At 50.2% G+C, this 25,670-nt stretch carries 30 protein-coding genes and 1 tRNA gene; 17 read left to right on the forward strand and 14 right to left on the reverse strand.

Annotated elements, in window-relative coordinates:
- Positions 1-13 precede the first annotated feature (13 nt).
- The 7 genes from JW883_02045 (at position 14) to nrfD (JW883_02075) (ending at position 6,060) form a co-directional block, all read left to right on the forward strand.
- Positions 14-101: transfer RNA gene (locus JW883_02045), tRNA-Leu, on the forward strand.
- Between the two features lie 149 nt (positions 102-250).
- Positions 251-820 (forward strand): RsbRD N-terminal domain-containing protein, encoded by a 570-nt coding sequence (locus JW883_02050; protein MBN1841046.1) that lies wholly within the window; start codon positions 251-253, stop codon positions 818-820.
- Positions 821-854: 34 nt separating this feature from the next.
- Entirely contained in the window at positions 855-1,886 is a 1,032-nt protein-coding gene (dsrM, locus tag JW883_02055) for a sulfate reduction electron transfer complex DsrMKJOP subunit DsrM (protein MBN1841047.1), read from the forward strand.
- Positions 1,887-2,011: 125 nt separating this feature from the next.
- The gene (locus tag JW883_02060) at positions 2,012-3,571 is read left to right on the forward strand and encodes a (Fe-S)-binding protein (GenBank protein ID MBN1841048.1); all 1,560 of its coding nucleotides are present in this window, start codon (positions 2,012-2,014) and stop codon (positions 3,569-3,571) included.
- Positions 3,564-3,971, forward strand: coding sequence for a sulfate reduction electron transfer complex DsrMKJOP subunit DsrJ (gene dsrJ, locus JW883_02065; protein MBN1841049.1), 408 nt, complete (start codon positions 3,564-3,566; stop codon positions 3,969-3,971). The genes JW883_02060 and dsrJ overlap by 8 nt, the downstream gene beginning before the upstream one ends.
- Positions 3,972-3,983: 12 nt before the next feature.
- Positions 3,984-4,880, forward strand: a complete 897-nt coding sequence (locus JW883_02070; protein MBN1841050.1) for a 4Fe-4S dicluster domain-containing protein — start codon at positions 3,984-3,986, stop codon at positions 4,878-4,880.
- A gap of 10 nt (positions 4,881-4,890) precedes the next feature.
- Positions 4,891-6,060, forward strand: a complete 1,170-nt coding sequence (nrfD, locus tag JW883_02075; GenBank protein ID MBN1841051.1) for a polysulfide reductase NrfD — start codon at positions 4,891-4,893, stop codon at positions 6,058-6,060.
- Positions 6,061-6,404: 344 nt separating this feature from the next.
- Here nrfD (JW883_02075) and JW883_02080 read toward each other — a convergent pair whose 3' ends face one another.
- The 12 genes from JW883_02080 to JW883_02135 form a co-directional block, all read right to left on the reverse strand.
- Entirely contained in the window at positions 6,405-6,590 is a 186-nt protein-coding gene (locus tag JW883_02080) for a hypothetical protein (protein ID MBN1841052.1), read from the reverse strand.
- A 210-nt stretch (positions 6,591-6,800) separates the two neighbouring features.
- A complete protein-coding gene (gene nrfD / locus JW883_02085) occupies positions 6,801-8,051 on the reverse strand; it encodes a polysulfide reductase NrfD (protein MBN1841053.1) in 1,251 nt (416 codons plus the stop codon).
- 196 nt (positions 8,052-8,247) lie between these two features.
- Positions 8,248-9,066: a 4Fe-4S dicluster domain-containing protein gene (locus JW883_02090; protein MBN1841054.1), complete on the reverse strand. Its 819-nt coding sequence runs from the start codon at positions 9,064-9,066 to the stop codon at positions 8,248-8,250.
- A 156-nt stretch (positions 9,067-9,222) separates the two neighbouring features.
- Positions 9,223-11,559: a molybdopterin-dependent oxidoreductase gene (locus JW883_02095; protein MBN1841055.1), complete on the reverse strand. Its 2,337-nt coding sequence runs from the start codon at positions 11,557-11,559 to the stop codon at positions 9,223-9,225.
- A gap of 44 nt (positions 11,560-11,603) precedes the next feature.
- Positions 11,604-12,224, reverse strand: a complete 621-nt coding sequence (locus tag JW883_02100; GenBank protein ID MBN1841056.1) for a cytochrome c3 family protein — start codon at positions 12,222-12,224, stop codon at positions 11,604-11,606.
- A 271-nt stretch (positions 12,225-12,495) separates the two neighbouring features.
- Positions 12,496-12,918, reverse strand: coding sequence for a hypothetical protein (locus JW883_02105; GenBank protein MBN1841057.1), 423 nt, complete (start codon positions 12,916-12,918; stop codon positions 12,496-12,498).
- Positions 12,915-13,658, reverse strand: a complete 744-nt coding sequence (locus JW883_02110; GenBank protein ID MBN1841058.1) for a hypothetical protein — start codon at positions 13,656-13,658, stop codon at positions 12,915-12,917. The genes JW883_02105 and JW883_02110 overlap by 4 nt, the downstream gene beginning before the upstream one ends.
- Positions 13,636-14,589, reverse strand: a complete 954-nt coding sequence (locus JW883_02115; GenBank protein MBN1841059.1) for a D-alanine--D-alanine ligase — start codon at positions 14,587-14,589, stop codon at positions 13,636-13,638. Before JW883_02115 ends, JW883_02110 begins: the two co-directional genes overlap by 23 nt.
- Positions 14,586-15,077: a hypothetical protein gene (locus JW883_02120; GenBank protein MBN1841060.1), complete on the reverse strand. Its 492-nt coding sequence runs from the start codon at positions 15,075-15,077 to the stop codon at positions 14,586-14,588. The genes JW883_02115 and JW883_02120 overlap by 4 nt, the downstream gene beginning before the upstream one ends.
- Positions 15,070-15,726: an endonuclease III domain-containing protein gene (locus tag JW883_02125; GenBank protein ID MBN1841061.1), complete on the reverse strand. Its 657-nt coding sequence runs from the start codon at positions 15,724-15,726 to the stop codon at positions 15,070-15,072. The genes JW883_02120 and JW883_02125 overlap by 8 nt, the downstream gene beginning before the upstream one ends.
- Before the next feature lie 7 nt (positions 15,727-15,733).
- Entirely contained in the window at positions 15,734-16,102 is a 369-nt protein-coding gene (locus JW883_02130) for a DUF1992 domain-containing protein (GenBank protein ID MBN1841062.1), read from the reverse strand.
- Positions 16,103-16,165: 63 nt separating this feature from the next.
- Entirely contained in the window at positions 16,166-17,752 is a 1,587-nt protein-coding gene (locus JW883_02135; protein ID MBN1841063.1) for a GAF domain-containing protein, read from the reverse strand.
- Positions 17,753-17,871: 119 nt separating this feature from the next.
- On the opposite strand from JW883_02135, the gene JW883_02140 reads away from it, so the two are divergent.
- The 7 genes from JW883_02140 to JW883_02170 all read left to right on the forward strand — a co-directional run bounded on the left by JW883_02140 (position 17,872) and on the right by JW883_02170 (position 21,136).
- Complete coding sequence (locus JW883_02140; protein MBN1841064.1) at positions 17,872-18,708, forward strand: alpha/beta fold hydrolase; 837 nt, start codon at positions 17,872-17,874, stop codon at positions 18,706-18,708.
- A 77-nt stretch (positions 18,709-18,785) separates the two neighbouring features.
- Positions 18,786-19,001, forward strand: a complete 216-nt coding sequence (locus JW883_02145) for a hypothetical protein (protein ID MBN1841065.1) — start codon at positions 18,786-18,788, stop codon at positions 18,999-19,001.
- The gene (locus tag JW883_02150) at positions 18,979-19,662 is read left to right on the forward strand and encodes a nucleotidyl transferase AbiEii/AbiGii toxin family protein (GenBank protein ID MBN1841066.1); all 684 of its coding nucleotides are present in this window, start codon (positions 18,979-18,981) and stop codon (positions 19,660-19,662) included. The genes JW883_02145 and JW883_02150 overlap by 23 nt, the downstream gene beginning before the upstream one ends.
- The gene (locus JW883_02155; GenBank protein ID MBN1841067.1) at positions 19,649-19,939 is read left to right on the forward strand and encodes a nucleotidyltransferase domain-containing protein; all 291 of its coding nucleotides are present in this window, start codon (positions 19,649-19,651) and stop codon (positions 19,937-19,939) included. Before JW883_02150 ends, JW883_02155 begins: the two co-directional genes overlap by 14 nt.
- A complete protein-coding gene (locus tag JW883_02160) occupies positions 19,932-20,303 on the forward strand; it encodes a DUF86 domain-containing protein (protein ID MBN1841068.1) in 372 nt (123 codons plus the stop codon). Before JW883_02155 ends, JW883_02160 begins: the two co-directional genes overlap by 8 nt.
- 105 nt (positions 20,304-20,408) lie before the next feature.
- A complete protein-coding gene (locus tag JW883_02165; protein MBN1841069.1) occupies positions 20,409-20,672 on the forward strand; it encodes an AbrB/MazE/SpoVT family DNA-binding domain-containing protein in 264 nt (87 codons plus the stop codon).
- A gap of 2 nt (positions 20,673-20,674) precedes the next feature.
- Positions 20,675-21,136, forward strand: a complete 462-nt coding sequence (locus JW883_02170; protein MBN1841070.1) for a PIN domain-containing protein — start codon at positions 20,675-20,677, stop codon at positions 21,134-21,136.
- 168 nt (positions 21,137-21,304) lie between these two features.
- Here the strand turns inward: JW883_02170 and JW883_02175 are convergent, their stop codons facing one another.
- Entirely contained in the window at positions 21,305-21,595 is a 291-nt protein-coding gene (locus JW883_02175) for a hypothetical protein (GenBank protein MBN1841071.1), read from the reverse strand.
- Positions 21,592-21,912 carry a hypothetical protein gene (locus JW883_02180; GenBank protein ID MBN1841072.1) on the reverse strand — a complete coding sequence of 107 codons (321 nt, stop codon included), beginning with the start codon at positions 21,910-21,912 and terminating at the stop codon, positions 21,592-21,594. The genes JW883_02175 and JW883_02180 overlap by 4 nt, the downstream gene beginning before the upstream one ends.
- Before the next feature lie 895 nt (positions 21,913-22,807).
- Here JW883_02180 and JW883_02185 point away from each other — a divergent pair.
- From JW883_02185 to JW883_02195, 3 genes are all read left to right on the forward strand, one after another.
- Positions 22,808-23,179 carry an HTH domain-containing protein gene (locus tag JW883_02185; protein MBN1841073.1) on the forward strand — a complete coding sequence of 124 codons (372 nt, stop codon included), beginning with the start codon at positions 22,808-22,810 and terminating at the stop codon, positions 23,177-23,179.
- Positions 23,131-23,877 carry a WYL domain-containing protein gene (locus JW883_02190; protein ID MBN1841074.1) on the forward strand — a complete coding sequence of 249 codons (747 nt, stop codon included), beginning with the start codon at positions 23,131-23,133 and terminating at the stop codon, positions 23,875-23,877. Before JW883_02185 ends, JW883_02190 begins: the two co-directional genes overlap by 49 nt.
- 153 nt (positions 23,878-24,030) lie before the next feature.
- On the forward strand, positions 24,031-25,074 hold the full coding sequence (locus JW883_02195) for a Fic family protein (protein MBN1841075.1): 1,044 nt from the start codon (positions 24,031-24,033) through the stop codon (positions 25,072-25,074).
- Positions 25,075-25,670: the final 596 nt, after the last annotated feature.

Here is a 25,670-nt window from a genome sequence, read left to right on the forward strand (position 1 = left end):
GAAAGCGGCTCAAGCCGGAGTGGTGAAATTGGTAGACGCAGAGGACTCAAAATCCTCCGGGCCTTGCGCCCGTGTCGGTTCGATTCCGACCTCCGGCACCAACATGAACAGGGGCTCGCCATTGTCGGCCGGCCCCTTTTCTTTTTTGTCTTTTTTGTCTTGACAAGAAAGACCATTTTGTGTATGAGGCATTGAGGTTACGCCTCATTGAAATCGCTTCTCATTTAGAGAACAAGGACCATTGTTAATCATGAGTCTTAAGAATCTCCTACTGCAGAAAAGATCTCCCATAGTAAAAAAGTGGCGTGACGTCATACTGCAGACTTACCATGAGCAGAGCCAAGCCTTTTTGAAGAAAAAAGATCCCTTTGGGAATCCGGTGGGCTCTACGATCTCTAAAGGGATAGAATCCTTGTATGACGCACTCCTGGAAGATGCAGGGTCTGACAAGACTTCCGAGGCCCTTGACAGCATTATGAAAGTCAGGGCTATTCAGGATTTCTCTTCGTCCCGGGCCGTCGGCTTTGTGTTTGGCTTAAAGAAAGTTATAAGAAAGGAGCTGGGGAGTGAGATCCTAAAAGGGGGGATCCTCGAAGAGTGGGCGGCATTTGAGTCTAAAATCGACGATCTGGCCTTGCTTTGCTTTGATATTTATACCGAGTGCCGGCAAAAGATTTTTGATATGAGGGTCCATGCGGTAAAGAATCAGTCGCATAGATTACTGAAAATGGCAGGTTTGGCATATGATCTCCCCGAAAACTATGAGCACCCTGACTATGAAGGGGATCTCAAAGAGGGCCAGGTGGATAGAAGTCAATAACAAATAACCTAACACGGAAGCGAGGGGACACTAAATGCACATCATAATTAGCCTCACGGTTTCTTTCTTGGCAGTTTTTGGACTTGTTGTGATTGCCTTCTTTGGCGTGTGGGCGGCACACCTCGAGTGGCTTTTTGGGGTTGTGATTCCGTATCTTGCTGTGATCACATTCTTTGTGGGCATGGTCTACAAGGTGGTGCAATGGGCGAGATGCCCGGTGCCCTTCCGCATCACTTCCACGTGTGGCCAGCAAAAAACGCTGCCCTGGCTCAAGAGAACTTATGTTGACAAATTAGATAACCCGTCCAGCACGGCCGGCGCTGTCGGCCGTATGATCCTGGAGGTCCTTTGTTTCCGGTCCCTGTTTAAGAATACCAGGCTTGAATTTGGGAGTGGGCAGGAGATCAAATATAAATCGGCCAAGTGGCTGTGGCTCGGGGCGATCGTGTTTCATTATGCCTTCCTGATCGTGTTACTCAGACATATCCGGTTTTTCGCGCAGCCTGAACCTTTTTTTGTCCCTCTCATTGAAAATATCGATGGTTTTTTCCAAATGTTCGTCCCCGCCCTTTATCAAAGCGGCTTCTTGCTTGGGGCAGCCTTGACGTATCTTTTGCTAAGAAGGATTCTTGACGGTAAGATGCGTTACATATCCCTTCCTGCCGACTACTTTCCCCTCTTTATGATCCTGGGTTTGGTCACGACAGGCATCCTTATGCGCTACCTGCTCAAGGTGGATATAGTGGCTGTGAAGGAGTTGACTCTAGGCCTGGCCCAGTTCAGGCCTGTGGTCCCGGAGGGGATTGGCGTGCTCTTTTACATCCATCTCTTTCTGGTGAGCGTGTTCTTTGCCTATTTTCCCTTTAGCAAGCTGACCCACATGGCAGGTGTCTTTCTCAGCCCCACGAGAAACCTGTCTAATAATAGCCGGATGGTCAGACACATTAATCCCTGGAATTACCCTGTCAAGGTTCATACCTATGAGGCGTATGAAGACGAATTCAGAGAGAAAATGATAGACGCCGGATTGCCAGTGGACAAAGAATCAGCATCGCCGGCAGAGTAAGGAATAAACCTGGAAAAGGAGTCATCATGGAAGTAGAACTAAAACAAGCAGACGTAATGAAGGGAACCAGAAAAGATGAAGTATTGGACATCGATCACAGCCCTTCGTTGCTTAAAAGGGGATGGATGCAGACCCCCGTTGACATCAAGCCGGCCATGCATTGCTATGCCTGCGAGCCGGCACGCCTTAAAGTGGTTGACTTTCCCAACCCAAGGGTATGGTCGGCAATGGATGAGGACTGGAAGCTGCCTAAAAACTGGAAAGAGATCGTCATGGATGCCTTCAAGGATCGGCTTGACAGGTTCCGGACCTTTAAGCTCTTTATGGATATCTGTGTAAGATGCGGCGCCTGTGCCGACAAGTGCCACTTCTTCATCGGGTCCGCAGATCCCAAGAACATGCCCGTTTTGAGGGCAGAGCTTATACGATCCGTCTATCGAAGGAACTTCACAGCGGCCGGAAAGGTTTTCGGCAAGCTTGCAGGAGCAAGAGATCTCGACTATGGCGTGCTAAAAGAGTGGTGGTACTATCTGTATCAGTGCAGTGAGTGCCGGCGCTGTTCGGTCTTCTGCCCTTATGGGATTGATACAGCCGACATCACCATCATCGGCAGGGAATTCACCAACCTGCTGGGCCTGAACATAGACTGGATCGCAGCCCCCGTGGCGTTTTGTTACAGGACGGGAAATCACCTTGGCATTCAGCCCCATGCATACAAGAGTATGCTCGAATTTTTTCAGGACGAGATAGAGGAAGTGACCGGGGTACGGGTGGAGCCGAGTTACAACAGAAAAGGGGCCGAGATCCTCTTTATTACGCCTTCCGGTGACGTTTTTGCCGATCCCGGCACGTACACCTGCATGGGTTATATGATTCTTTTTCACGAGCTTGGACTCGACGTGACTTGGAGCACATACGCCTCCGAGGGCGGAAACTTCGGTCTCTTTACCTCCCATGAGATGATGAAGAGGCTTAATGCCAAGATGTATATGGAAGCGAAGCGGCTGGGGGTAAAATGGATCCTTGGCGGGGAATGCGGCCACATGTGGCGGGTGATTAACCAGTATATGGCTACCATGAACTACGACATTGCGGAGGGGAGTAAGTTGGAAGAACCGGTTTCCCCTCTCACGGGCACGAAATTCGAGAGCGCAAAAGGGACGAAGATGGTACATATCACGGAATTTACTGCAGACCTTATCAAGCACAACAAACTGAAATTAGATCCCAAGAGAAACGATAAGGTGAAAGTCACCTTTCATGACTCCTGCAATCCTGCCAGGGCCATGGGGCTCTTGGAGGAGCCGCGGTATGTCATCAAGAATGTGTGCAATCACTTCTATGAGATGCCTTCCACTACCATCAGGGAGCAGACCTTCTGCTGCGGCGGCGGGTCCGGCCTGAATGCGGGTGAAGACGTGGAACTCAGGATGAGAGGGGGGCTCCCGAGGGCAAATGCCGTAAAGTTCGTTCACGATAAATACGGGGTTAACATGCTTTCCTGCATTTGTGCCATTGACAGGGCCGTCCTCCCAGATCTCATGAAATACTGGGTGCCTGAGGCGGGTGTCTGCGGCGTTCACGAGCTGGTGGCCAATGCCATGGTGTTAGAGGGAGAAAAGGAGAAGACGGTCGATTTGCGCAATGAACCCCTTGCTGAAACGGAGGATGCTGAAGATGTATGACGGAGGTAAAATCATCGCAGGCATTATCATCGGTCTCTTGTTGTTGACATTTCCGATCTGGTATGGGTTGGGAAGGGCTGCCCCCAAACCAGATGTAAAGGTTCCTGTCAAGGAGAAGGAGTGTGTGGAGCCGAAGGCATACATGAAGAACTACCACATGCAGTTGCTGGACCTGTGGAGAGACTCAACCGTCCGCGTTGCCAAGAGATCTTTTATTGCTTTCAACGGGAAAAAGTATGAGATGAGCCTCCAAAAAACGTGTATGAGCGCGGATTGTCATGCGAGAAAGACCGAGTTTTGCGACCAATGTCACAATTATACGGGTGTCGTACCGTACTGTTGGGATTGCCATATTCCGCCTAAGGAGGAACCTAAGAGGAAACCCGAGGAAAAACATTAAGGAGAAGTAGTGATGGCTGTGAACAGAAGAAAATTCTTGAAGATCGGTGGCGCTTCCATATTGGCCTTTGGGGCCAAGCCTGCCGCAGATGCCCTTGGAATTAGTCCAACCGAATGGTTGGACGAAAAGCTGGGCGGCTTCACGATCCCTGAAACACTCTTACACCTGTTTCGCAAGCCGGCTGGGAGTGTGGCTGGAGAGGCCCTGACCGCAAAACGATGGGCCATGGTCGTCAACGTAAGAGCCCTGGACGAAGAGATAGCAGAGGCGTGCAAGGAAGCCTGCCATCGGGTTCATAATGTGCCAGAAATTGATAACCCAAAGCACGAGATTAAGTGGATCTGGCAGGAGGAGTATGAGCACGTCTTCCCGGGCCAGCAACATGAACACGTAGACGAGGCATTAAAGAAGCTACCCTTTCTCGTTATGTGCAACCACTGCTTCAATCCCCCTTGCTGCAGGGTGTGTCCCACAAAGGCAACATTCAAGAGAAAGAAGGATGGCATCGTCCTGATGGACATGCACCGCTGTATTGGGTGCCGGTTCTGTATGGCGGCGTGTCCTTTTGGAGCCAGAAGCTTCAATTGGATAATCCCCTGGCCCCGGGCAGGGGCGGAAGAGGAGCGGAGGTTTAAAGGTAAAGAGCCGCCAACCCCCGACTATCCTACAAGGGCGAAAGGCGTGGTGGAAAAGTGCAATTTTTGCGCAGAACGGCTTGCCAAAGGCCAGATCCCAGCCTGCGTGGAGGTTTCCCAGGAGCTCTGTAAGAAGAAAGGCAGGGAGCCAGCGCTGGTATTCGGGGATCTGGAAGACCCTGACTCAGAAGTGAGGCAACTGTTGCGCTTGCATTACACCATTCGGCGCAAACCAGAGCTTGGGTCGCATCCGAACGTCTATTATATTGTGTGAGAGGTGAGCTATGCTTGAGAAGGCATTTGTCGGAGGGCGGAAATACTGGCTATTGATTGCATGTTTGCTTGGCGTCATTGGGGTAGGCTTTATTATGTGGCTCTGGCAGTTCCGTGTTGGCCTGGGCATCACAGGTATGAGCAGGGACGTTTCGTGGGGGTTTTATATAGGCCAATTTACGTACCTTGTTGGTGTAGCAGCCGCAGGAGTTATGGTTGTGCTGCCATATTACCTCCATCACTATAAAGCCTTTGGACGGATTACCATCTTGGCAGAGTTCATGGCTATTGGCGCTGTGAGCATGTGTTTGTTGTTTATTCTGGTAGACCTTGGTAATCCGGTTCGGATGATTAATGTGCTGTTGCACCCCACCCCCAGGTCGGTCCTTTTCTGGGACATGATAGTCCTGAACGGGTATCTCTTCCTTAATATTTTTGTCGGGTGGAATGTGCTGTCGGCAGAGCGTAAAGGCTCGCCTCCCCCTGGATGGATCAAACCTTTCATATATCTTTCTATTCCCTGGGCGATCAGCATCCACACGGTTACAGCATACCTTTACGCGGGTCTTCCTGGGAGAGGTTTCTGGCTTACCGCCATTATGGCGCCTCGTTTTCTCTCCTCAGCATTTTGTGCAGGGCCTGCCATCCTGATCCTTCTTTGTCTTATCGTAAGAAAGACGACGAAATTCGATCCCGGCAAGGAGCAAATTCGAACGCTCGGCAGCATTGTCACTTATGCCCTTGTCTTGAATGTGTTTTTCTTCCTGTGCGAACTTTTTACCGTCTTCTACAGTCAAATACCAGGCCACATGCATCACTTTCACTACCTCTTCTTCGGCCATGAAGGGCATGTAGTAAAGCTCGTTCCCCTGATGTGGCTTGCTTTCGCATGCATGACGGCGGCCATTGTTCTCCTGGTTATTCCTGTCACACGCAGGAATGAAGGTATCTTGACAGTGGCCTGTGTGTTGACAGTTGTTGGAACGTGGATAGATAAGGGATTTGGTCTGGTTGTGGGTGGATTTGTACCCAATCCTTTAGAGAGAATTACTGACTATTGGCCTACAGTGCCTGAGACGTTAATCGCACTGGGAGTGTGGGCAACCGGGTTCCTCATAATCAGCCTGCTTTACAAGGTCGCCACCTCAGTGAAGGTGGAGGTGGGGGCAGGGCAGGCCTAGTTCAGGTCTTCACCATTCACATACGGCTTCAAATATAAAGGGCTCATTCCGGTTCGGAATGAGCCCTTTCTTATATTGGGTTCTGGAAAACCCCGTCCTCTGAGCGGGGTCGCCGACTTCGCCAGCCTACTCCGCCGAAGTGGCAACGGCTACGAAGGCCGGGAAGTAGCCTTGGCTACGAGCTCTCCGCCCGGCTGCGGGCCGAAGCCTATGGCGGGGAGCCCGAAGGCTACGGCCCGCAGATTGCTTTTGCCTTGATGGTATGTCACGGGGTAATGGTGTATTTCCAAGAATGTGGCCCCTGAAAGGCCAAAGATGTGGTTGGATTGCGCAGCAATCTTATGTTAGTGATGGCTCGGCGCAGACTTGCCGGCAACCTTAACGGCAGTGGTGATTCCTCCGAAGATAAGCAATGCCTCGAAAACAGCTACAACAAACCAGTTTTCAAACAGGTGATACGTTAGCCCCCCCCCAATAATGGCAGGCGCGCCAAAGACGATCATGATTCCAAAGATTCTAAAGATATCCATATTCAGCTCCCCACTTTTCCGGGTTTAGTATCAACTCAATGATGGCCGTGCTGATCCTTTTTGCACAAGCAGTCAAACAAGGCACGAATAGCGGCGTAATTTACAAGGATTCCCAGTAGTACTAAGACCGTATAAAGGGAACCCATAAAGACAAAGTGACTTGCATCGTTTACCCACTCAAAGGCAAATGGAAACATGGCGATGTCCTTCCTATAATGGATTTAATTCCTTCTCTTGAGGAAAGATCGGCAGATACCGATATGAAAGCGATATGACAACAGCACCTATCCAAACCCATAGCAGCGTGCTCGCCCACTCCGCCCAGTTGGGGTGATAGCTAAAAAACTTGTCAAATGGCATGACCGGCACGGCGAGGCTTTGCACGGTCATGATCCACCGATTCATAAAGATCCCCGCACAGTTCAAGAAGCAGGCAAGAATCAGTATATTCTGATTCTGTCGAGTTGCCTTGATCAGCAGGAGAATACATGGGATAACCCCGAAGATTCCAAGCTCTGTGATTAACACCCAGTAACCATATGGCTGATTGGCATAAAAGCTGCCGAGAGGGGCGCCTACCTGTCCAGCCCAACTCAGCCAACCGACCGTATCTAGAATCTTCAAAACCAGATAGCCAGCCAACAGCCAGCCGGAGATCTTGGCAAGAATGTCAATCACATTTCTCTTGACTAAATTCTTTCGGGCAAATCCCTCTGTGATCCGGGTGATCAGTATGGTGAAACAAGGACCACAGGCCATGGCCGAAAGGATAAAGAGGAAGAATGTCCAAGGCCACACGAGAAACCCTTCACGATAAGCAAAAGGCCTGCCATAGAGCACGCCCGGGACGCCACCCAGGGAGCCTTGATGAAAGAAAGAAAGGAACACACCCACAGCCGCTATTGCGGGCATGGCTTCATGAAGACGATGAGAAAAAAAGTGGAAGACCGGAACCCTGTCGATCTGACGATTCTCCAGAACCAAGGGGAGATACTCGATCAACAACACCGTGAAATAGCACGAGATACAAAAGGCCACCTCTGTCAGCATGGAGTGGACGTTGGCGTGCCAGAAGATATGCCAACCCCTCAGGGGTTGACCAATATCTACTGCCAGGATGCCGAGGGCTGCGGAATAGCATATGACTCCAACAACCACAGCAAAATTGACGATATTCTTAAGCTCGTCTATCTTTATGACATACCTGAGAAAACCCGTAAAAAAGGCGCCTCCGCCAAGGGCAATAATACCCAGATCTGCGGCAATCCATATACCGAATGGGTAATTGTTGTTAAGATATGTCTGGTTCAGGGCCAGGCCCCAACACACAAGATAGGCGATAGCACCTATCATTAAGGGGACCTGCAAGATGCCGATCCACACAAGAAACCACCCAAACGAACACCGTTTGACACCCTCTGGTATTAGTGCAGAATCAAATGGGGTTGATGCAGAATTCATAACAAACACTCCTTCTGAAGTTAGGGGCTTTGCCCCAATCGGAGTAATGGAGTGACGGAGTGATGGGTCCAAAGTGAAAAAATAACTCCGCTCTTACTACCCACTACTCCCATGCTCCATCATTCCATGTGAGCGGCATAAGTTGATTGCCACTAGAAGACCTTCCAGTTCAATAAGTTGTGAAAATTCCGAGACATTACGGGTGAGTTACACCCTTTCCTTCCTCGCCTATATAGACGTCGGCCGCCTTCAGGACCCAGGCCCTTGATGAAACATAGTACACCTTGGGATTGGTGCCGAGTTTTTCCAAGAGCCGGAAGGCGCCGGGCGAATCCTTTAGCTTATGAACCTCGTGCTCCGGGTTCTGTAAATCTCCGAAGGTGATGGCCCCTGCAGGACAGGCCTGCGTGCAAGCCGTTTGATATTCATCCTCATGAATTTCGCGCCGCTCTTCAGCGTAGGCCTTGTTTCTGGCCCGCTGAAGCCGATGGTTGCAAAAACTGCACTTTTCCACCACGCCGCGCATACGAACGGACACATCGGGACTCAGGTACTTTTCCATTCCTTCCGGCCATTTCGGGTCCCACCAGTTAAAAACACGCACATGGTAAGGACAGGCAGCCATGCAATACCTGCACCCGAAGCAGCGCGTATAGATTTGACTCACGATACCGGTCTCTTGGTCGTAATCAGTGGCCACTGCCGGGCATACGGATACACACGGCGTATGATGATGGTGCCCGTGGCCCTCACAGTGCATGCAGGGTCTTGGAATATAGCATATTTCGGTGTCGGGAAAGGGTAGACCATTGCTGATTTTATAGACCCGCATCCAGTAGTTACTGAGCAACTTGTCGGAGTTGTCTTTCCTGAAGGATATGTTGTTTTCGGCCATGCACGCTACCATACAAGCGCCACAGCCAGTGCATTTGTCGAGATCAATCACCATGCCGTACTTGTACTTAGTCCCGTGCCCTTCATGATGCTTGTGCGCTTCGTGATGTTGCTCGCTCATGGTTACCCCTCACGTTTCAATTTCCACACCTTATTCAAATCATCACTTATTTTTCATACCCGAGATCTAACGGGACGGCTTGCCTAAGCGGGCGCCATTGCGGCCGGCCGCGCCAGCGGGCCGACGATACTTAGATGCTGTCAAATTCCGATGCGTTTAACCCAGATGCCCATGGCCGCCCACGGGGCTCAGTTTGGCCCGGATGCCCCAGGTGGCACAGAGGCCGGATATTGGGTCTTCCACCACACCCATGAGGCTATTCGCATTGACACCTTTTCCTGCCAGGTAGTCGTCATAAGCAGCATGGCCCAGGCCTTTGGGAATGGCAATAACGCCTGGCATGATCCCCTCAAAGAGATGCACAAGTACCTTGGCCTTCCCTTTTGGTGTTTCGAGCGTTGCGGGCTGAGCCTCGGTAAGACCATGATCGGCAGCCGTTTTAGGATTGATCTCTACGAACAGATCATTTCCTTTTAGCTCTGTTTCCTCCAGGCTCTTCGTGCAAAACGGCGGGCTCCCAATAGCTCCACTTGCGAGCCGCATCAGTTCCGCAGGGATCAAGGTCAGCGGATAGGTGGCAGGGTCTCCCTCTGCCCGCACCGGTTCATAGTGTGGGAGATAGTCGAGATCCTTGCCTATTTTCATGCCGGCCTGGTCAAGGGCCGTTATGTAAAACTCAAATTTGCGAGATGGTGTATCAAAGGCGTTTTCCCATGCCGGCGGGGTATAGTCCGTCTTTTCTATGTAGCCAGCTTCTTCCAGGGTATCCCAGTTGTCTCCCACGGTTTCCTTCAACAACGTTTCATAGTCTTCCCACGAGAAGGCATCGGCCACGGTTCCGCCCAGCTCTTTTGCGATGGTCATGATGACGTCTCCCGTGTGCCTTGTGTCGAATTGGGGAGACACCACGGGTTTCAGCAAGCCAAGTATGGGTTTTTGCAGACCGATAGGCGTGGGAACATCCTCCAGCCGTTCCAGGTAATGGTGATTGGGAAGGATCAGATCCGCATGGTGGGCGGTTTCGTCCATATAGGTGGAAAAACTCACCACAAAGGGGATACTGGCAAAGGCCTTTGCCACAGCCGCACTGTCCAGCGTGGTATAGTATGGATCAGCATCATGAACAAGAAGGGCCTGGATCGTGCCGTTTTTCTTGTCGTTGACCATTTGAGGCCATCGGTCGGGCAAACACCTGGTGAAGGGATAGCGGTCTGTGCCGGCGCCATCCATGCGAGGCATGGAACAACCGGAGCAGGCAGCAGCGTCCTGGTAGACTTCCGGCCATCCCTCGGTTAGCTGAGGAGGGAGAGTCGACACGCCGCCAGGCTTGTTCACGTTGCCCGTGAGGGCATTGAGGGCGTGAACCGCCATGCACTCATAAAGGCTCCCTGACGTAGTTCCCTTGCCGCGGCCCCACACCGCTAAGGGACGTTTGGCCTTTGCAAAGGCCCGGGCGAGGCCCACGATCTTTGACCTGGAAAGACCCGTGATTTCTGACACAACGTCAGGGCTATATTCGGTCAACACCAAACGCTTAAATCCCGTATAGGTCTTGCCGGTGAAGTCCCCCCAATCATCAAATCCAAAGGTGTGATTTCTTATAAAGTTAGAGTCGTACAATGATTCCTTTATTATGACATGGGCCAGGCCCAGGGCCAGGGCTGCTTCAGTTCCGGGATTGACGGAATACCAGTTGTCGGCCTTGGCCGCAGTATTTGAGAGGCGGGGCTCAATCTGAACCACCGTGGCGCGTTCTTTCATATTGCCGGATCGCCACATACTGTGAGCCCTGATGACGCGCACAGGAGAGCCCCAGCCTTCTATAAGGCCACTGCCAAAACTCAGGATGAAACTTGCCTGTTCCAGATCATACGCCACTGAGGCCGTGGCTCCTTGCATAAGGCCCAGAGCTAATTCATACGTGTCTCCAGAGGAGGCTGAGCGAATAAAATTCGGCGATCCATAGGCCTTGAGAAAACGAGCAAACAAGTGGGGCACGGTTCCCCGGTCCGAGCCAAGAATACAAGCTACGGTATGGGCCTTGCCATTGCCACGCAACTCAGCAAGTTTCTTGACCACCTCACCTATTGCATCTTCCCACGAGATCTGTTCCCACTGCCCGGAGCCTCGTTTTCCTGCCCGTCTTAAGGGACTCGGAACCCGCCACGGGCCGTACAGGAGTTGAAGGCCTGCAGCTCCGAGGATGCAGATGCCGCCGTCGTTGACCGGGTATCCTTCTCTGCCCTCGATCTTTGTGACGCGATCTTCGACCTTGCGCACTGTGATGCCGCAGCCGCCTGGGCACAGGTTGCAGACTGAGTCGGCATGGCTGACTTCTCCTTCTGCAGGAACGGGCGTCCAGGGCCAGTTCTGAGTCCAGATGGACAGGTCGTCTGTTATCTTCCAGGGCAGGGGAGAGAATGTAATGCCTGCGCCGGCCCCCAGTGAACCGCCTATCGAGATCTCCAAGAAAGTTCTTCTATCCATTTTCATAGCTGTTCCCCTTAGTCGTGATCAAACACGGTGGCTTGCTGACCCTATTTGTGGCACACAAAACAGCCGTCATTCGTACCTTTTTCTTCGTGACATATGGCGCAGTCATCCATCTTCATCCGAGCCGGGCTATCTATGTGTACCTCGCCGGATTCATCCGTTTGCGAGTAATCCCAGGCATTTTTTGACATGCCTGCAATGTTCCAGCCCCAAATATCCCGGCTGTAGCCGGTGATGAGATTGTATTGGTACGGCCTTGTGTGATCAGAATCCCCTATGGGTCCGTGACAAATGACGCAGTCCAGTTCGGCCATCTTCACATGGGCTGCATGAGAGAAATAGACGCAATCAGGTTGACGGGCATATACGAGCCACGGAATCTCTTTGCCTGGTTTTACATACTCGGCAACCAGTTTGGCTTCTTCAGGATGCTCTCCTACCGCTTCTTCGTGACACTCGACGCAGCTTGCCAGCCTGGGGATCCCGGAGAAGCTGCCGTCTTCCCGGAAATAGTGACAGCCATCACACTCGCCCACCTCATCGACGTGGAGCTTGTGGCTAAAGTCTATGGGTTGTGTCTTTTCGGAGTATAGGATTTGTGGAAAAACCAGCCATCCGACAAACAGACACACCACAAGGCCTGCAGAAAAGCCGGCCAGGGGAATGAGAAACCGCCAATTTCCCGGTTTCGCTGGTTCATGGGCCACTTCCGCCTCTTGCTCACCTCCGGCCACGATTTGCTCTTTTTCTTCTGTTGTGCTCATGGGAACTCCATATCATCAGGTTCTAGGTTTTAAGAACTCGAAACTCTCGTATCAGCGACTCCACATTATGCTCATGAAAATATTGATCCCATACCCTGAAGCCCTGATTTTGTCAAGGAAAAATAACACTTTTTGAACGCTCGGTTAGGGGATGGGAAACCGTGCGGAAAGGCTATGGCAGTTTGTGGTTCAAGAAGAGAAATATGAATACTTGAATAGATTCGACCATAAATCCTAAGGCATAAAGGACGGCATGCTTGTAGAAGAGAAACTGCCACGCAAACAGGGCTGTTGCCGGGAGCAGAGAAACCAGCAGTATCCTCAGGTGGATTCGGGTTTCAGCCGGCCTGCGGGCTGCGGCAAAGGCCAGGAAAGCCCGGGTGACCGGCACGCTTGCTGCCAGAGAGAACCAAAACTTCTCTGTAGGGAAAAACGCCATAGGCCAATCGTAGCGAGCAAAGGTCTTGTTTACGACGAGGATAGGGCATTCGGGATTTACGAGAAAAAGGACTGCTGCGGCAACGTAGATAATGCCCATTATCTCAAGGAGCCACTTGATTCCCCTGGGGTGAGACGCTGTCTTCAATTCCCTCATGATTTGGCCATTTTTTCCAGGATATCCTTTTTCAAAGCATCAAGCTCTTCCCGCTTGATGCTCGCCCCTTTCATGCCTCCATTTAGAGCAATTTCCGAGAGATAACTGTGGCCGTCGGCAGTGACGAGCAGGTCGATATGGGCATAGGGAAATTTTCCCCGCTCCATGACATTATGGCAAAAGCAAAGCTGGTCTTTGTCCAGCCTGTAGTGCTCGCTGGTTCCACCTACCGAGAGATTCATTCTGAAGTTATGCTCGTTTCTGCGCGTGTAGGCTTCGACATACTCACCTGCCAGAATCACCCGGACGTCCGTGTAGTTCTCAACAAGGGGCTGCACCACAAAGGGATACAAGACGCTGTTGAGGCAAGCCTGGTTATACACGGCTTCCATGTCGTTCCATCGATGGACTCCGAAGCCGCAATGGAGATGGTCTTTTTTGGTAACCACAGGGCCGATGCCATGCTGACCATAGGTGTTTATGGCAAGCATGAGGTCAAAGCGTCTGGTGATGACTAGAGTGTGCGGAATCATCCACTGCCGGAGGCTTACGGCCTGGGCCACCTTGGAACGGGTAAGGGTTTGGGACAGAGCGGAAGGGAAGAAATTAACGCCTCTTTCAAGAAGGTCTATGCAGACGCGGTGCTTCACGTTTTTGAAGCTGAGCAAACCGATGAAACAGTCGCCGGCTTTCAGCTCATCATATCGCTCTTTTAGCTCACGGTTTGTTCGAATGATCATGGCTATCTTCCAGGGCAAGGTCGATGAGACGATCCAACAGCCGGCTAAAGGGAATCCCCGCGGTCTTTGCCGCCAACGGAAAAAGGCTCACAGGTGTCATCCCCGGGATCGTATTGGTTTCAAAAACGTAAATGGTGTCGTCATTAATAATCATATCAGTCCGGCTATACCCGTGACAACAAAGGGCGTTATGGGCAGTGGCGGCATAGGATTGAGCGCGATCAGAAAGGGCTTTGCTGATTCGGGCCGGACAGATTTCGCGGGTAGCCCCCTCCTTGTATTTTGCCTCGTAGTCAAAGAATTCATAGCCGGATTCAGGTATAATCTCCACAATAGGGAGCAGTTGCAGGTCACTATTTCCCAGGACCCCCCCCGTGATTTCAAGGCCTTCCAGGTAGGCCTCAACAATTGCGTGTGATCCATATTCAAAGGCGGTGTCAAGGGCCCCTGGCAATTCTTCAGGGGTCAGCACGATATTCATGCCGATACTGGATCCACCGAACCTCGGCTTGACAATCAACGGGTATCCAGGTTTTTCGGCAAGGCGTTTCGCATCGTAAGTCTCTCCTCGCATCAGCACTTCAAATGGCGGCACTGGGAGGCCTGCCTCCTTGTACAGCCGTTTGGATACCCATTTGTCCATTGCCAGGGCGCTTCCCAGCACTCCAGAGCCCTGATAGGGGATATGAAGGAGATCGAGAAGCCCCTGAACAGTGCCGTCTTCGCCATAAGGCCCGTGCAGGACAATGAATGCCACATCGATGCCGGACGCATCGGCTACAAGTTTTCCAAGGTCGGTGGCCGGGTCATAGCGAGTGATATGGTATCTCGCCTTGTCAAGGGCTTCGTACACCTGGTTGCCGCTTTTGACCGAGACTTCACGCTCAGAGGAGATGCCACCCGAAAACAAGGCGACCCTAAGCTTTGTCATTCGCCTGTAAGTCCCTTCTTGGCTTCTAGGAATTCGTCGAAAGTAATCAGATCTTGCTTGAGAAGGCGGGCCAAGTTGGCGAGTTGCTCCGAACGATCGAGACCTGGCTCCTTGAGCTGCTTCATCGTTTCTGAGTTGCCATGAGCGATGGTGAGTGGTTCCTGGCTGTGGCCGAGCTTAACGCTTGCGAGTCCGCCGAGAAGGTTTATTTCTATAGTGCGTCCCTCAAAGACAGGGTCATTGAGTATGTCCCTTAACTTCTTGCCGCGTTTTTTCATGTATCTCCACGACAAGTATCCAGACCCGGCGATAAGCACACCGCCAATGGCCAGGATCCAGGGCAGATATGTGACAACGCCCCCAAACAGGAGCATGAGGAGACCAAGGCCAAGAATCAGGGTAATGTGCAAAAAAAGGACAAAATAGGCCAACAGGACACCCCTGAAAATGCTATCCTGTTGTCCCAAGGCATCGTGTATTTTATTCATCGTTCCACCCCATGGCAGGACATTCCTCGCACTTTGGATTCCTTTTCAGGCAGAAGGTGTGCCCAAGATGGACCAGGAGTGCATGGTACTCATTAAACATGGCAACGTCAGGCGCGAGGGAGTCCAGAAAATAATCGCGAACCTCATCATAAGATGCCTCCTCGGGCATGAGGCCGTGCCTGAAGAGGATTCGTTTCGTGTATGTGTCTACGACAAAAGTTGGTTTGTCTCCAGCATAAAGCAGAATGCTGTCAGCCGTTTCCGGCCCGATCCCATTGACGGCTAGCAACTCGTTTCGCAAGGCTCCCAGATCTCGGTCCAGGAGACGATCCAGGTCGCCTCCACTTTTCCGGAAAAGAAACTCGATAAAGTGTTTCAGCCGTCGGGCCTTTATATTGTAATAGCCTGCGGGCCTGATCAAAGTCGCCAAATCCTGAACCGGCATATTGTACAGGACGTCAGGGGCCAGGAGGTTCCCTGCTTTCAGGTTATTGATGGCCTTTTTGACATTTCTCCAAGCCGTATTTTGAGTGAGAATGGCGCCGACAACGACCTCAAAGGCAGAATCCCCCGGCCACCAGTGGCGAGGCCCGAACGCCTTGTATAATCTGTCGTAAAGATCCTGCAAAATCGCTTTTTTGTCGTACATGTGTATTCTAGCCGCCGAAGCGCTCCACCAGTTTTTGTTCATAAAGCTGGTCTTTTTCAAGGCTGGCAGGCGTTTGACGTAGCATGTTGAGCTTCATGATAAGGAAATTCAGCTTCTTGAGTTGGCGATATTTGGCTTTGGTGTCTTCCATGCCGGCGAGCAGATCTTCGGCTTTTGCAATTTCCTTTCTCAGGGATACCTCAGGCGGAACAAAGTTGGCGTTCTTCAAGATTTTGTAGGCGATTCGAAGATCTTCCGGCACATGGGAATCATCTTCAAGCTTCAGCGGCTTTCCAGCGCCCGGGAGGTCATCAAACATCCCGTTCCTTATGGCTTCTTCTATACGCCTTTCAGCGATTTTCTGAAAACAGATCATGATTATGAAAAATCTCGAATTCTGAAGCAGCAGATCTGCTCTTCATGAAATCGCATAGCGATTTCATTTATAAAGCTCCTTATCAATAAACAGGCTCACAACATCCTGATCCAGACGTCTGGCCTTTGCATGGGCCTTGAGTATTTTGCAAGCCTTTGAAACAGGCATGGCGCTGCGATAGGGCCGATCGAGGGCGGTCAAGGCATCAAAGATGTCTGCAATGGTCAGGATGCGAGACTGCAGCGGGAGTTCATCAGATTTGAGTCCTTTGGGATAGCCTGTTCCGTCGAGAAATTCATGGTGCGAGCCTGCAAACATGGGAACATTTTTTAAGGATTTCGTAAAAGGAACATTTTTTACTATATTGTATGTGTGTTCGACATGAGTTTGGACCTTCATGTATTCCTTTTTCGTCAGACTCCCTTTTCTTACCGAAAGAGATTCGATTTCCTGGTCGGTAAGGAAAGGCCTTACATTTCCTTCAAGATCTTTGTACGTCTTGGAACCTATGGCCCGAATGGTCGTTACGTCTTTCCCTGATAGAGATTGTGATCGGTTCACTTTCTTGACAAACGCAAAATCCTTTTCTATCGCCTTCCTTTCTATTTCCACCTGTTTCTCTATGGTGTCACCCCATGGTTTATTTCTGTTTTTAACGGAGCTGTGTTTTCCAATAGAGACTGCACTCAGGGTCTTGATCAGCTCAAACCGGGTTGCAATCGTGGCCATGGTCTCATCAGAGAGCTTGCGTCCTTTGTCCAGGATACGCTCGGGAACGCCGATTTTTCCTATATCATGAAGCCAGGCCGCATAGATGAGTTCTTCCATTTGTTCTGTGGTGAAAGAGATATCTCGAAAGGGGCCCGCAGTCTCATCGTTGATGGCACGAGCAATGGCTTCGCAGTGATTTGCCACTCGTTTGGAATGACCTGCGGTGTGAGGGCTTCGAGCATCGATGGCAGAAATAGAATACCATATCAAGGACTCAAACACGGCCTTGATATCCGCAATCAATTTTGCGTTTCGGATAGCTACTGCTGCCTGTGATGCCAGAGACATGACAAGGTGTTCGACTGATTTCCGGAAGGGGACAACGGCGCCTGCCTTGTCCATAGCGTTTATCAATTGGAGGACGCCCAGAAGTTCTTCTCCCTGGTCTTTCATGGGCACAACGAGCATGGACCTTGTAACGTAGTCATTGCGAAGATCAAAATCAGGATTGAAATGGTACGGCACTGCCTTGGCCAGATTGTAGACGTCTTTTATGTTGAGGATTTTCGCCGTGCATCCCACATAGCCCGCGATGCTTTCTTCTGAAAGGGGGAGAGGGTAAGGTTTGAAATCCGGCATAGAATGTGATCGGCCCCTCAGGGTGTCGTTTTGCGTCACATAGAAATAAAGCATGCCACGGTCCAGGATGTACAGACTTCCGGCATCTGCGCCTGTAAATGTTCTGGCTTCATGGACGATTACCTCCAGAAGCCTTTCCAGATTTATTTCACTGGAAAGGGCGATGCCAATCTGATTGAGCTTTTCGACCTGTTTTCTTAATTCGGCCTCAGAGAGCGCTTCCAGCCCATTTACGGTCGCATAAGGAACCTCATGCCCAACGGATTTTTGAGTATCCGCAGTTTCGACTTGTGCATCCATAGTCTTTTTATATAAGATTTGAGTTGCGGTTTCAAGGGTCTTTGTTTCTCTTGATAACGGTCTTTGTTTGGAATAACGGCCTTTGTTTGGAAAAAATATGGAGTTTTGAGGGGAATATCATGACAACACATTCTTTTGGTTACGCAAAGCTCGATCAGCCGGAAGTGCTGCAAGCCCTGTTCCATCCTCGCAAAGAAACGGGCTCGGGCCCCCCACTGAAGGCCATTGATTATGGGATCCCTGTGGAAGAAGGTGTTCGGATCGGCGCCAGGTTTCACATGGCCGGTGTTGAGGAGCTAAATATCTTGTTTTTCCATGGAAACGGGGAGATCGTCGGCGATTACGACAGCGTTGGGCCAGTGTTTAACGAACACGGTCTGAGCTTCTTGGCTGTGGATTATCGAGGCTATGGACGGAGTGACGGGACGCCTACGGTAACCTCCATGATGCGTGACACCCACGTCATCTTTAAGGAGATTAGGGGTTGGCTCAAAGCTGAAAACAGAACAGGCCCCCTTCTGGTCATGGGCCGATCTCTTGGGAGCGCCTGCGCTTTAGACTTGGCGGCCTCCGACGAAGGAGACATATCCGGCCTTATTATTGAAAGCGGCTTTGCCCTCACAGTGCCACTTCTGAATTGCCTGGGCGTTGACACTCAGGCCCTTGGGATCACGGAGGCGGATGGCTTTAAGAACCTGGCCAAGATCGCCCACTTTGCCAAGCCCACTCTTACTATCCATGGCCAGCACGACCAGCTTATTCCGGTGATGAGTGCGGAACTCTTACAGGTTCATTGCCCCGCGCGCAGCAAAGAATTCCATATGATCCCGGGCGCTGATCACAACACCGTCATGGTGCGTGCCGGCAATGTCTATTTTGAGATCATTAAGCGCTTCACCAACAAGATTGAGGGAAAACGTCCCAAGCACAGCTTTCGACGAAGGTCTAAACCTTGATTCCGGACAATTCATTAGCGCTGGTGGAAGGTCAGACTCGGGGAAAAGAGAAAAAAGGCTATTAGGAGACAATAGGATTGAACCCGAAACGCATGCTTTGGGATTACCCGAATCCGCTAAAAGATGACCTGTGGAGGGCCAGAAGAATGGCGGAGTTTTTTCCCTTCGTGCTTGAAGAGCTTACAGAGGAGGATAGAAAGACCCTCCTCAGACGGCTTAATGAAATAAATGTTCCTGATGAGAGGAAGGAATTTATAAGGATGGTGTGCGGTGAAAAACAGGATACTGACTGAAAAGCAGGAGGCGTTCATAGACAACCTGCCTGATGAAATTCTCGCCGAGTTTTACCTGACAGGCGGTACCGCTCTCTCTGCATTCTACGTCGAGCACAGGCTTTCTAAAGACCTCGATTTCTTCACAGACACTGAAAAACAAATGCCTCGCATAGAATTTCTGATAGCACTATTAAGGAGGCTTGCCTCCGTAAACGATATCCGTTATGAGCGTCTTTTTGATCGCAGGATATTTGAGGTTGTCTTCAAAGATAGTGACACTCTTAAAGTGGAATTTTCCACCTATCCGTTCAAAAGCATCGAGGAACGAAGAAAAGACGGAAGGCTTGTGGTGGATAGCCTATTGAATATCGTCACAGGAAAGCTCTTTGCCCTGAGCGATCGATATGATCCAAAGGATTTCGTAGACCTCTACTTTGTTCTGCGCAACTATGACTGGAGGTTGGGCGATTTGATAAGAAAAACCAAAGAGAGATTTGAAATCAGGGGGCTTGAGTACATTATTCCTGAGAGGCTACTTCTCGTGAAAAAGGTTGGGCTGGACGACCTTCCTATAATGCTTAAGGAGATAGATGCAGAAGAGATGAAGCGCTATTTCCTGGGGCAGGTCTCCGAGTTGGCAAAGGAACTATCGGAGGGAAAAGGTAATGAACAGAGATGAAATAGTCCTTTCTTTGCGCCGGTTTAAGGAGGTGAATAAGGACAGATACGAAATAATAAGAATAGGTATCTTTGGTTCGGCAGCCAGAGACAACATGGATGAGCAAAGCGATATCGATGTTGTTGTGGAGCTTGGAAAACCGGATTTGTTCTATCTTATAGGAATTAAGCAGGATCTGGAGGAGAAGTTTCACAGAACTGTAGATATTGTAAGATATCGGGAAAGAATGAATGCTTTTCTCAAAGGCAGAATAGACAAAGAGGCCGTTTATGTATGACAAAGAGCTTGTTTTAGAAATATTGTCTCAGATTTATCGGGCAAGCCAGACTATCTTGGAGCGTTTTGAACCGGTCAAATCTGTACATGATTTTACGGACTCACCAGCAGGCATGGAGAAACTTGACAGTATTTGTATGCTGCTGATCGCAATCGGCGAGGCATTAAAAAATCTGGACAAGGCGACAAATAAGACGCTTTTATTACGATATCCTCAAGTTGATTGGAAAAAAGCCAAAGGGATGAAGGATATCATCAGCCATCATTACTTTGAGGCGGACGCAGAGGTAATATACGACGTCTGCAAAAACAACATTGTTGAACTGGCACAAACCATAAAGCAAATAATTCAAGACATATCATAATGGCCTTGCACAAGAATTATGCACGTTCTGCACGAACGTCCCGGTTGACAACCACAGAAAAAATCGGTATGGTGAAGCAGATAATCTGAAATACGGAGAATTGGTATGCATGCCAGGACAATCCAAGTTCGAAAACGCGGCACCATCACGCTCCCGGTAACAATACGAGAGAAATATCATCTGGAGGAAGGTGACCCAATTACGCTGGTAGACCTGGGAGAAGGTGTTTTTCTCAGTCCGAAGCGTTCCTTGCTACCAAAGCTCGCACAAGAAATTGATCGTTTGAGGGAAGAACACGGCGTTTCAACAGAAGAACTGATTGCAGGTGTGGCAGAGCAGCGGGCAAGATATGGCACGGACGTGGAATAGAAGTGAAGGAACTCAATTTTCCAGTACCCGTATTTTTTGACTCAGATGTAATGATTGCCGGAAGTGCTTCTGCCAGTGGCGCATCCTTTGCCCTCCTACAGCTAGCTGAATTGGGTCTCATCATAGGGCATATTTCCGTCCAAGTGCTGGAGGAGTGCCGAAGAAACCTTGCCAAGAAACTGCCCAGCGCTATCGCCCCTTTTGAGAAAATTGTTCAAAGATGTCTAACGGTCAGGAGAAAGTTGCCCGACGAACATTCATTATCTCTGGCCTCAAACCAGGCAGACAAGAAAGATGTTCCCATATTAGCATCCGCATTGGAAACAAAAGCATGTTTTCTGGTTATTTTTAATGTGAAGGATTATTGGCCTGCCAACACTATAGGACTAGAGATTTTGACACCCGGGGAGTTGTTGTCCCGTATTCGATCGGCTTTGAATAAACTGTCTGACGACGGATCGTGACAAATGCATGCCGTTGTTGAAAAAGCTGCATTAAAGATATCAGTAGCTGAATTCTATTTACGATTTCAAGAGCAAGCGCTGGGGGATGCCACATATTGAAACAAAGCCAGCGCGTGTCGATCACTCCACAGCCATTTTCTATCCCCTTTTTGAATGGTCTATGTCAAATCAACGGGGGACGTCGAGCTTCTTTTCTTGCTCGATTTTTTCGTGAAGCCAGATCGACATGAGTTGGGTGTGAGAAATACCTTTATTGCGGGCAATGCGTTTTAGCATCGAGATATCAAATGGGTCCAGACGAAGTGATACAGGCTGACGGGCAGGACGTGGAACTTTAAAAGGCTCTGCCTTGTCAAGGAGTTTTTGAACCTGTTCCGGACTCTCGCCGGCAATGGCGGCATCCCATTCATTAGCTTCTTTCTGGAGCCTTTTTCTTATTTTCTTTGGGAGTGTGCTCATTTCCTGATCCTCCTGAAATAGGCCTTTTTGGTGGAAGTCGACATAGGAAATGCTGTTACGCATCTCCATACCCCATGCTCAGGATAGGGGGCCACAATGACTTCGATACAGAGTCCGGAGGCATCAGTGCCCCACAGACGGTATCGATATTCGGTAGATTTTCCCCTCTTCTTTTTATTTTTAAGAGCAAGGGTCGGAAACGGCCCCTCACTGTGGTAAACCTCCTCCACCTGGGCGGGGCGTAGCCTATGAGTGGCAATGTGATTGATATTGCCTTCGTCCCAGTCAGGCTTAAGAGATTGGTCGAGCTTGATCACGAAGTGAATATAGCGTAATTATTTGATTACGTCAAGGTACCCATTCGCTTCACATCAGCAGTGAGGGGCTCATGGGTTGGGACAATAGTCAACAATAGGAAAATAGTACTGACCCCTTCATCGGCAAGCACCCGGGGCCACGTGTTTGTGGTAATGTTGGCCTATTTGCTGGAGCGTGAACTGTATAAGCATTGGCATAGCTTACAAGTGACGATACCAGAGGGTATTGATGAGTTGGGTTCACTGCGAGGAGTGGAGATCACTATCGACATCTCTATATTGCTGATTTGCCAACCTATTTAGGAGGTCAATTTTTTGCTTGACAGGAAGAGCATAGAATGTCCCTAAAATGTCCCAGGTGAAGTCTGTCTCCCTTGACCGTTTTACAACGAGACTGGGCGCCGTCTTCGCCTCCCTGCTGGAGGAGGTTGCGGTTGCAATCGCTTTTTGCGTGGGGTACCAAGGTGTCTGAGTCAAAGGATAGGTCATGACTGAAGAATATTATGCGCATAGCGTGGAAGGGAAACCACCTTCCGAATGGCAGCCGCTTGATCAACATTTGAAGAATGTTGCAAAAATGGCCCGTTTATTAATCAGCACAAATTATGATCGTTTCTATTGTAATATCTTGTACTTGGTTTGGTCCGACCCCATTCCAACGGGACAGATCACAGATCAAGGGGCGGCCCGAGTTTGCTCCCAAGGAATTTCATCAAAAAAAAGCCTAAGTGTGACCGTATCTGTCACAGTGTTATGTTATAAGAGCAGCAAATAAAAGAATGGGCCAGCGCCTTAAGCTGTACTTTGGCGCTGGCTCATAATACCCAACCAATTCAAATCACTGGTACATATGATAACCTGATCCGCACCCAAAACCGCTAAACAGGGAACAGCCATGCGGGGTGAACAGTTAACCAGGCAGTGGCGTATCTTGCGTACCATCGAGTCCGGAAAGAATGGCGCCACCGTGGCCGAGCTTGCCGCACAAGAAAACTGTCACCCCCGCACCATCTGGCGCGATGTTGCCGCCATCCAGGCAGCGGGTTTTCCCCTCTATTCCGAAAAAAGTGGTCACAAAAGCCGCTGGGGCTTTGTCGAAGGCTACAAGTTTCAACTCCCGGTACCGTTTACCGTCACGGAGTTGATGAGCCTTTATTTCTACCGTGACATCCTTCGGATTTTCAAAAACACCGTCTTTTATGAATCCCTGGATGAACTATTTCGCAAGGTCAGAGCCACCCTCCCGGAAGAGAGCCTTTCCTACTGAGGCGCATTGAGCAGACCTTTCACATCGGTTTCAAGCCTTTCAAGGACTACTCCAGATTCAAAGAAGTCATAAAACAGATCGATGAGGCCGCTCTGAAGCTCCGGGTCGTTGAGATGCGCTATTATTCCATGTCTTCAAAGCGCGAGACCACGCGCAAGGTAGACCCGTACAAAGTCTGGTTTTTTAACGGCACCCTTTACTTGATCGGCTGGTGCCATGTGCACGACGACGTCCGGATGTTCGTGCTGGACCGCATCCGGCTTCTCCATGTGACAGATGAGCGATTCATCCCGCCCGACGATTTCGACTTGGACGAATACATGAAGGACTCTTTCGGTGTTTTTCATACGGATGTGGAGAAGGTAACCATCAGGTTCGACAAGGCATTGGAAAGATATCTTAAGGAAAACATCTGGCACCCCTCGCAGATATTCAAGAAAGGAAAAGACGGCAGCCTCCTCATGACCATGGAGGTCGGGGGGTTTTGCGAGGTGATGAGCTGGGTCCTCGGCTTCGGCAGGCAGGCCGAGGTGCTGGAACCGGAGCATTTGCGGAAGGCTGTGGCAGAGGAGCTTGTGGTTGCGGCGGAGAAGTATGCAGAAGATCCCTCCCATGTGTGCGAGCAAGATTCGGTTGGTTTTGAGGTTAAGGAAAAGCATGCGGGTTATGGGAAAGGTGCAAAGACAAAGAAGAGATAACATAGGGAGTGTTGGGACTGAGGCTTTGGGTATGTTTTCCACCACCCTTCCCAAAGCTGTCCCCAAGGTCCAATATTACTGCTTGTCAGTCAATATCCTCACCAAGTCCATCAAGGTCAAGGAAGAGGCCGCATCCTGTGGAGGCGTCAGTTCATGAAGACCCTCGAACAGCTCTCCACTCGACCAGAGATGATACCGGCCATTACCACATGGTATCTAACACACTTGGCCGAGGCCAAAGGTAAACAAGCGCTTTTTCTCAAACATGGCCTTCAACGGCTCAAGGCGTTAAGGGAACACGCCATCATCGAAAGTGCTATTTCGTCAAATCGGATTGAAGGCGTACGGGTTGATCAAGCTCGTGTCCAAGCAGTGGTTTTGGGTAAGTCACGTCTCAAGGACAGAGATGAAGAGGAGGTCCGAGGGTATGGAAATGCTATAAACCTGATTCATGAGGAAGGTGCTGATCTCGAGGTATCGGAAGAGGCAATCTTTAAGCTGCATCGCCTTGCTCGCGGTGGGATCTGGGATTCCGGCAAGTACAAAGAAAAAGAGAGCGACATTGTCGAAAGGTGCCCGGATGGCAGATCGCGGGTGCGCTTCAAAACAGTCGAAGCAGTTCAATGCCCCGAGTTTATGGGCCAACTGAACTCTCTTTGGCATCGCGCCATCGAAGAGCAATGGGCACATCCCCTCATTGTCGTAGCCGGGTTTAATCTCGATTTTCTGTGCATCCATCCCTTTCGTGACGGTAACGGCCGGGTTTCCCGACTATTGCTTCTCCTTCAGGCCTACCATTTGGGATATGGGGTAGGTCGTTACATCAGCATTGAAAGGCTGATCGAACAAAACAAAGACCGGTACTATGAAACTCTGGGGCTGAGCTCCCAGGGCTGGCATGAGGGGCAGCACGATCCCTGGCCGTATGTGAATTATATTTTGTTCATCCTGAAGACAGCCTGCGCTGAATTCGAGGACCGACTGGGCCGGTTGAAAAGTCCGCGCGGCTTCAAGACCGAACTCGTCAAAGACGCCATAGAGAGAAGGTTCGGGGAATTCACTCTATCGGACCTTGAAATTACCTGTCCGGGTGTCAGCCGAGACATGATCCGCCGGGTGCTGCAAGAACTGCAAAAGCAAGGTATGGTCGAATGCCTCGGTCGAGGTCCAGGGGCGCCGTGGCGGAAAAATAGGTAATATCCTTAAAAGGGGTAATAAAGAGGGTAATATTGTTTCAGAAAAATGCAAATGCCGGATTGAGGCAGACCTCCTGTCCCCCGGCGACCGAGAAACGGAACAGTTCCGAAAGGATCTTGCAAGAGCAAAGCGCCGCCTTCTTGGCACAAGAGTCAAGCGCAGACCCCTTGTCAGGCTCCATCGGATGCTTTCAGACTTCCTCTCTGGGACTTGAAGGACTAACGGATAAGAGGGACGTTCGATGATCCAAAACTACTATGCGCACAGCTTGGAAGGAAGGCCGCCGAGTGAGTGGCAGCCGCTTGATCAACATTTGAAGAATGTTGCAAAAATGGCCCGTTCATTTGCCGAGGCTTTTGGTCCAAGAGATTGGGGCTGTCTTGCGGGACTAAAGAAACGCCCCTTTGGAGGGGCGTCAGGCCGACGATGCTAATGCCGGCGGGGCTCAATTGATCTTCATGCCATCAAAAAGCAGGCTTTGAAGTCAACATTTCGTTGTTCCTGCATTGAGGTACATTTTTGGGATGTTCTCAATTCGGAATCCCTACCGCTGCCAATATTTCCTTGGCATTGTGGTTGGAAACTACAAAAAAAGT

This window comes from Deltaproteobacteria bacterium (genome assembly GCA_016930875.1).
Classification (GTDB): Bacteria; Desulfobacterota; Desulfobacteria; order Desulfobacterales.

What these genes read in the sequence shown, in the direction of transcription:
- JW883_02050 (MBN1841046.1), top strand. Translation starts at nt 251, where the DNA reads ATGAGTCTTAAGAATCTCCTACTGCAGAAAAGATCTCCCATAGTAAAA.
- dsrM (MBN1841047.1), top strand. Translation starts at nt 855, where the DNA reads ATGCACATCATAATTAGCCTCACGGTTTCTTTCTTGGCAGTTTTTGGA.
- JW883_02060 (MBN1841048.1), top strand. Translation starts at nt 2,012, where the DNA reads ATGCAGACCCCCGTTGACATCAAGCCGGCCATGCATTGCTATGCCTGC.
- dsrJ (MBN1841049.1), top strand. Translation starts at nt 3,564, where the DNA reads ATGTATGACGGAGGTAAAATCATCGCAGGCATTATCATCGGTCTCTTG.
- JW883_02070 (MBN1841050.1), top strand. Translation starts at nt 3,984, where the DNA reads ATGGCTGTGAACAGAAGAAAATTCTTGAAGATCGGTGGCGCTTCCATA.
- nrfD (MBN1841051.1), top strand. Translation starts at nt 4,891, where the DNA reads ATGCTTGAGAAGGCATTTGTCGGAGGGCGGAAATACTGGCTATTGATT.
- JW883_02080 (MBN1841052.1), bottom strand. Translation starts at nt 6,590, where the DNA reads ATGGATATCTTTAGAATCTTTGGAATCATGATCGTCTTTGGCGCGCCT.
- nrfD (MBN1841053.1), bottom strand. Translation starts at nt 8,051, where the DNA reads ATGAATTCTGCATCAACCCCATTTGATTCTGCACTAATACCAGAGGGT.
- JW883_02090 (MBN1841054.1), bottom strand. Translation starts at nt 9,066, where the DNA reads ATGAGCGAGCAACATCACGAAGCGCACAAGCATCATGAAGGGCACGGG.
- JW883_02095 (MBN1841055.1), bottom strand. Translation starts at nt 11,559, where the DNA reads ATGAAAATGGATAGAAGAACTTTCTTGGAGATCTCGATAGGCGGTTCA.
- JW883_02105 (MBN1841057.1), bottom strand. Translation starts at nt 12,918, where the DNA reads ATGAGGGAATTGAAGACAGCGTCTCACCCCAGGGGAATCAAGTGGCTC.
- JW883_02110 (MBN1841058.1), bottom strand. Translation starts at nt 13,658, where the DNA reads ATGATCATTCGAACAAACCGTGAGCTAAAAGAGCGATATGATGAGCTG.
- JW883_02115 (MBN1841059.1), bottom strand. Translation starts at nt 14,589, where the DNA reads ATGACAAAGCTTAGGGTCGCCTTGTTTTCGGGTGGCATCTCCTCTGAG.
- JW883_02120 (MBN1841060.1), bottom strand. Translation starts at nt 15,077, where the DNA reads ATGAATAAAATACACGATGCCTTGGGACAACAGGATAGCATTTTCAGG.
- JW883_02125 (MBN1841061.1), bottom strand. Translation starts at nt 15,726, where the DNA reads ATGTACGACAAAAAAGCGATTTTGCAGGATCTTTACGACAGATTATAC.
- JW883_02130 (MBN1841062.1), bottom strand. Translation starts at nt 16,102, where the DNA reads ATGATCTGTTTTCAGAAAATCGCTGAAAGGCGTATAGAAGAAGCCATA.
- JW883_02135 (MBN1841063.1), bottom strand. Translation starts at nt 17,752, where the DNA reads ATGGATGCACAAGTCGAAACTGCGGATACTCAAAAATCCGTTGGGCAT.
- JW883_02140 (MBN1841064.1), top strand. Translation starts at nt 17,872, where the DNA reads ATGACAACACATTCTTTTGGTTACGCAAAGCTCGATCAGCCGGAAGTG.
- JW883_02155 (MBN1841067.1), top strand. Translation starts at nt 19,649, where the DNA reads ATGAACAGAGATGAAATAGTCCTTTCTTTGCGCCGGTTTAAGGAGGTG.
- JW883_02160 (MBN1841068.1), top strand. Translation starts at nt 19,932, where the DNA reads ATGTATGACAAAGAGCTTGTTTTAGAAATATTGTCTCAGATTTATCGG.
- JW883_02165 (MBN1841069.1), top strand. Translation starts at nt 20,409, where the DNA reads ATGCATGCCAGGACAATCCAAGTTCGAAAACGCGGCACCATCACGCTC.
- JW883_02175 (MBN1841071.1), bottom strand. Translation starts at nt 21,595, where the DNA reads ATGAGCACACTCCCAAAGAAAATAAGAAAAAGGCTCCAGAAAGAAGCT.
- JW883_02185 (MBN1841073.1), top strand. Translation starts at nt 22,808, where the DNA reads ATGCGGGGTGAACAGTTAACCAGGCAGTGGCGTATCTTGCGTACCATC.
- JW883_02195 (MBN1841075.1), top strand. Translation starts at nt 24,031, where the DNA reads ATGAAGACCCTCGAACAGCTCTCCACTCGACCAGAGATGATACCGGCC.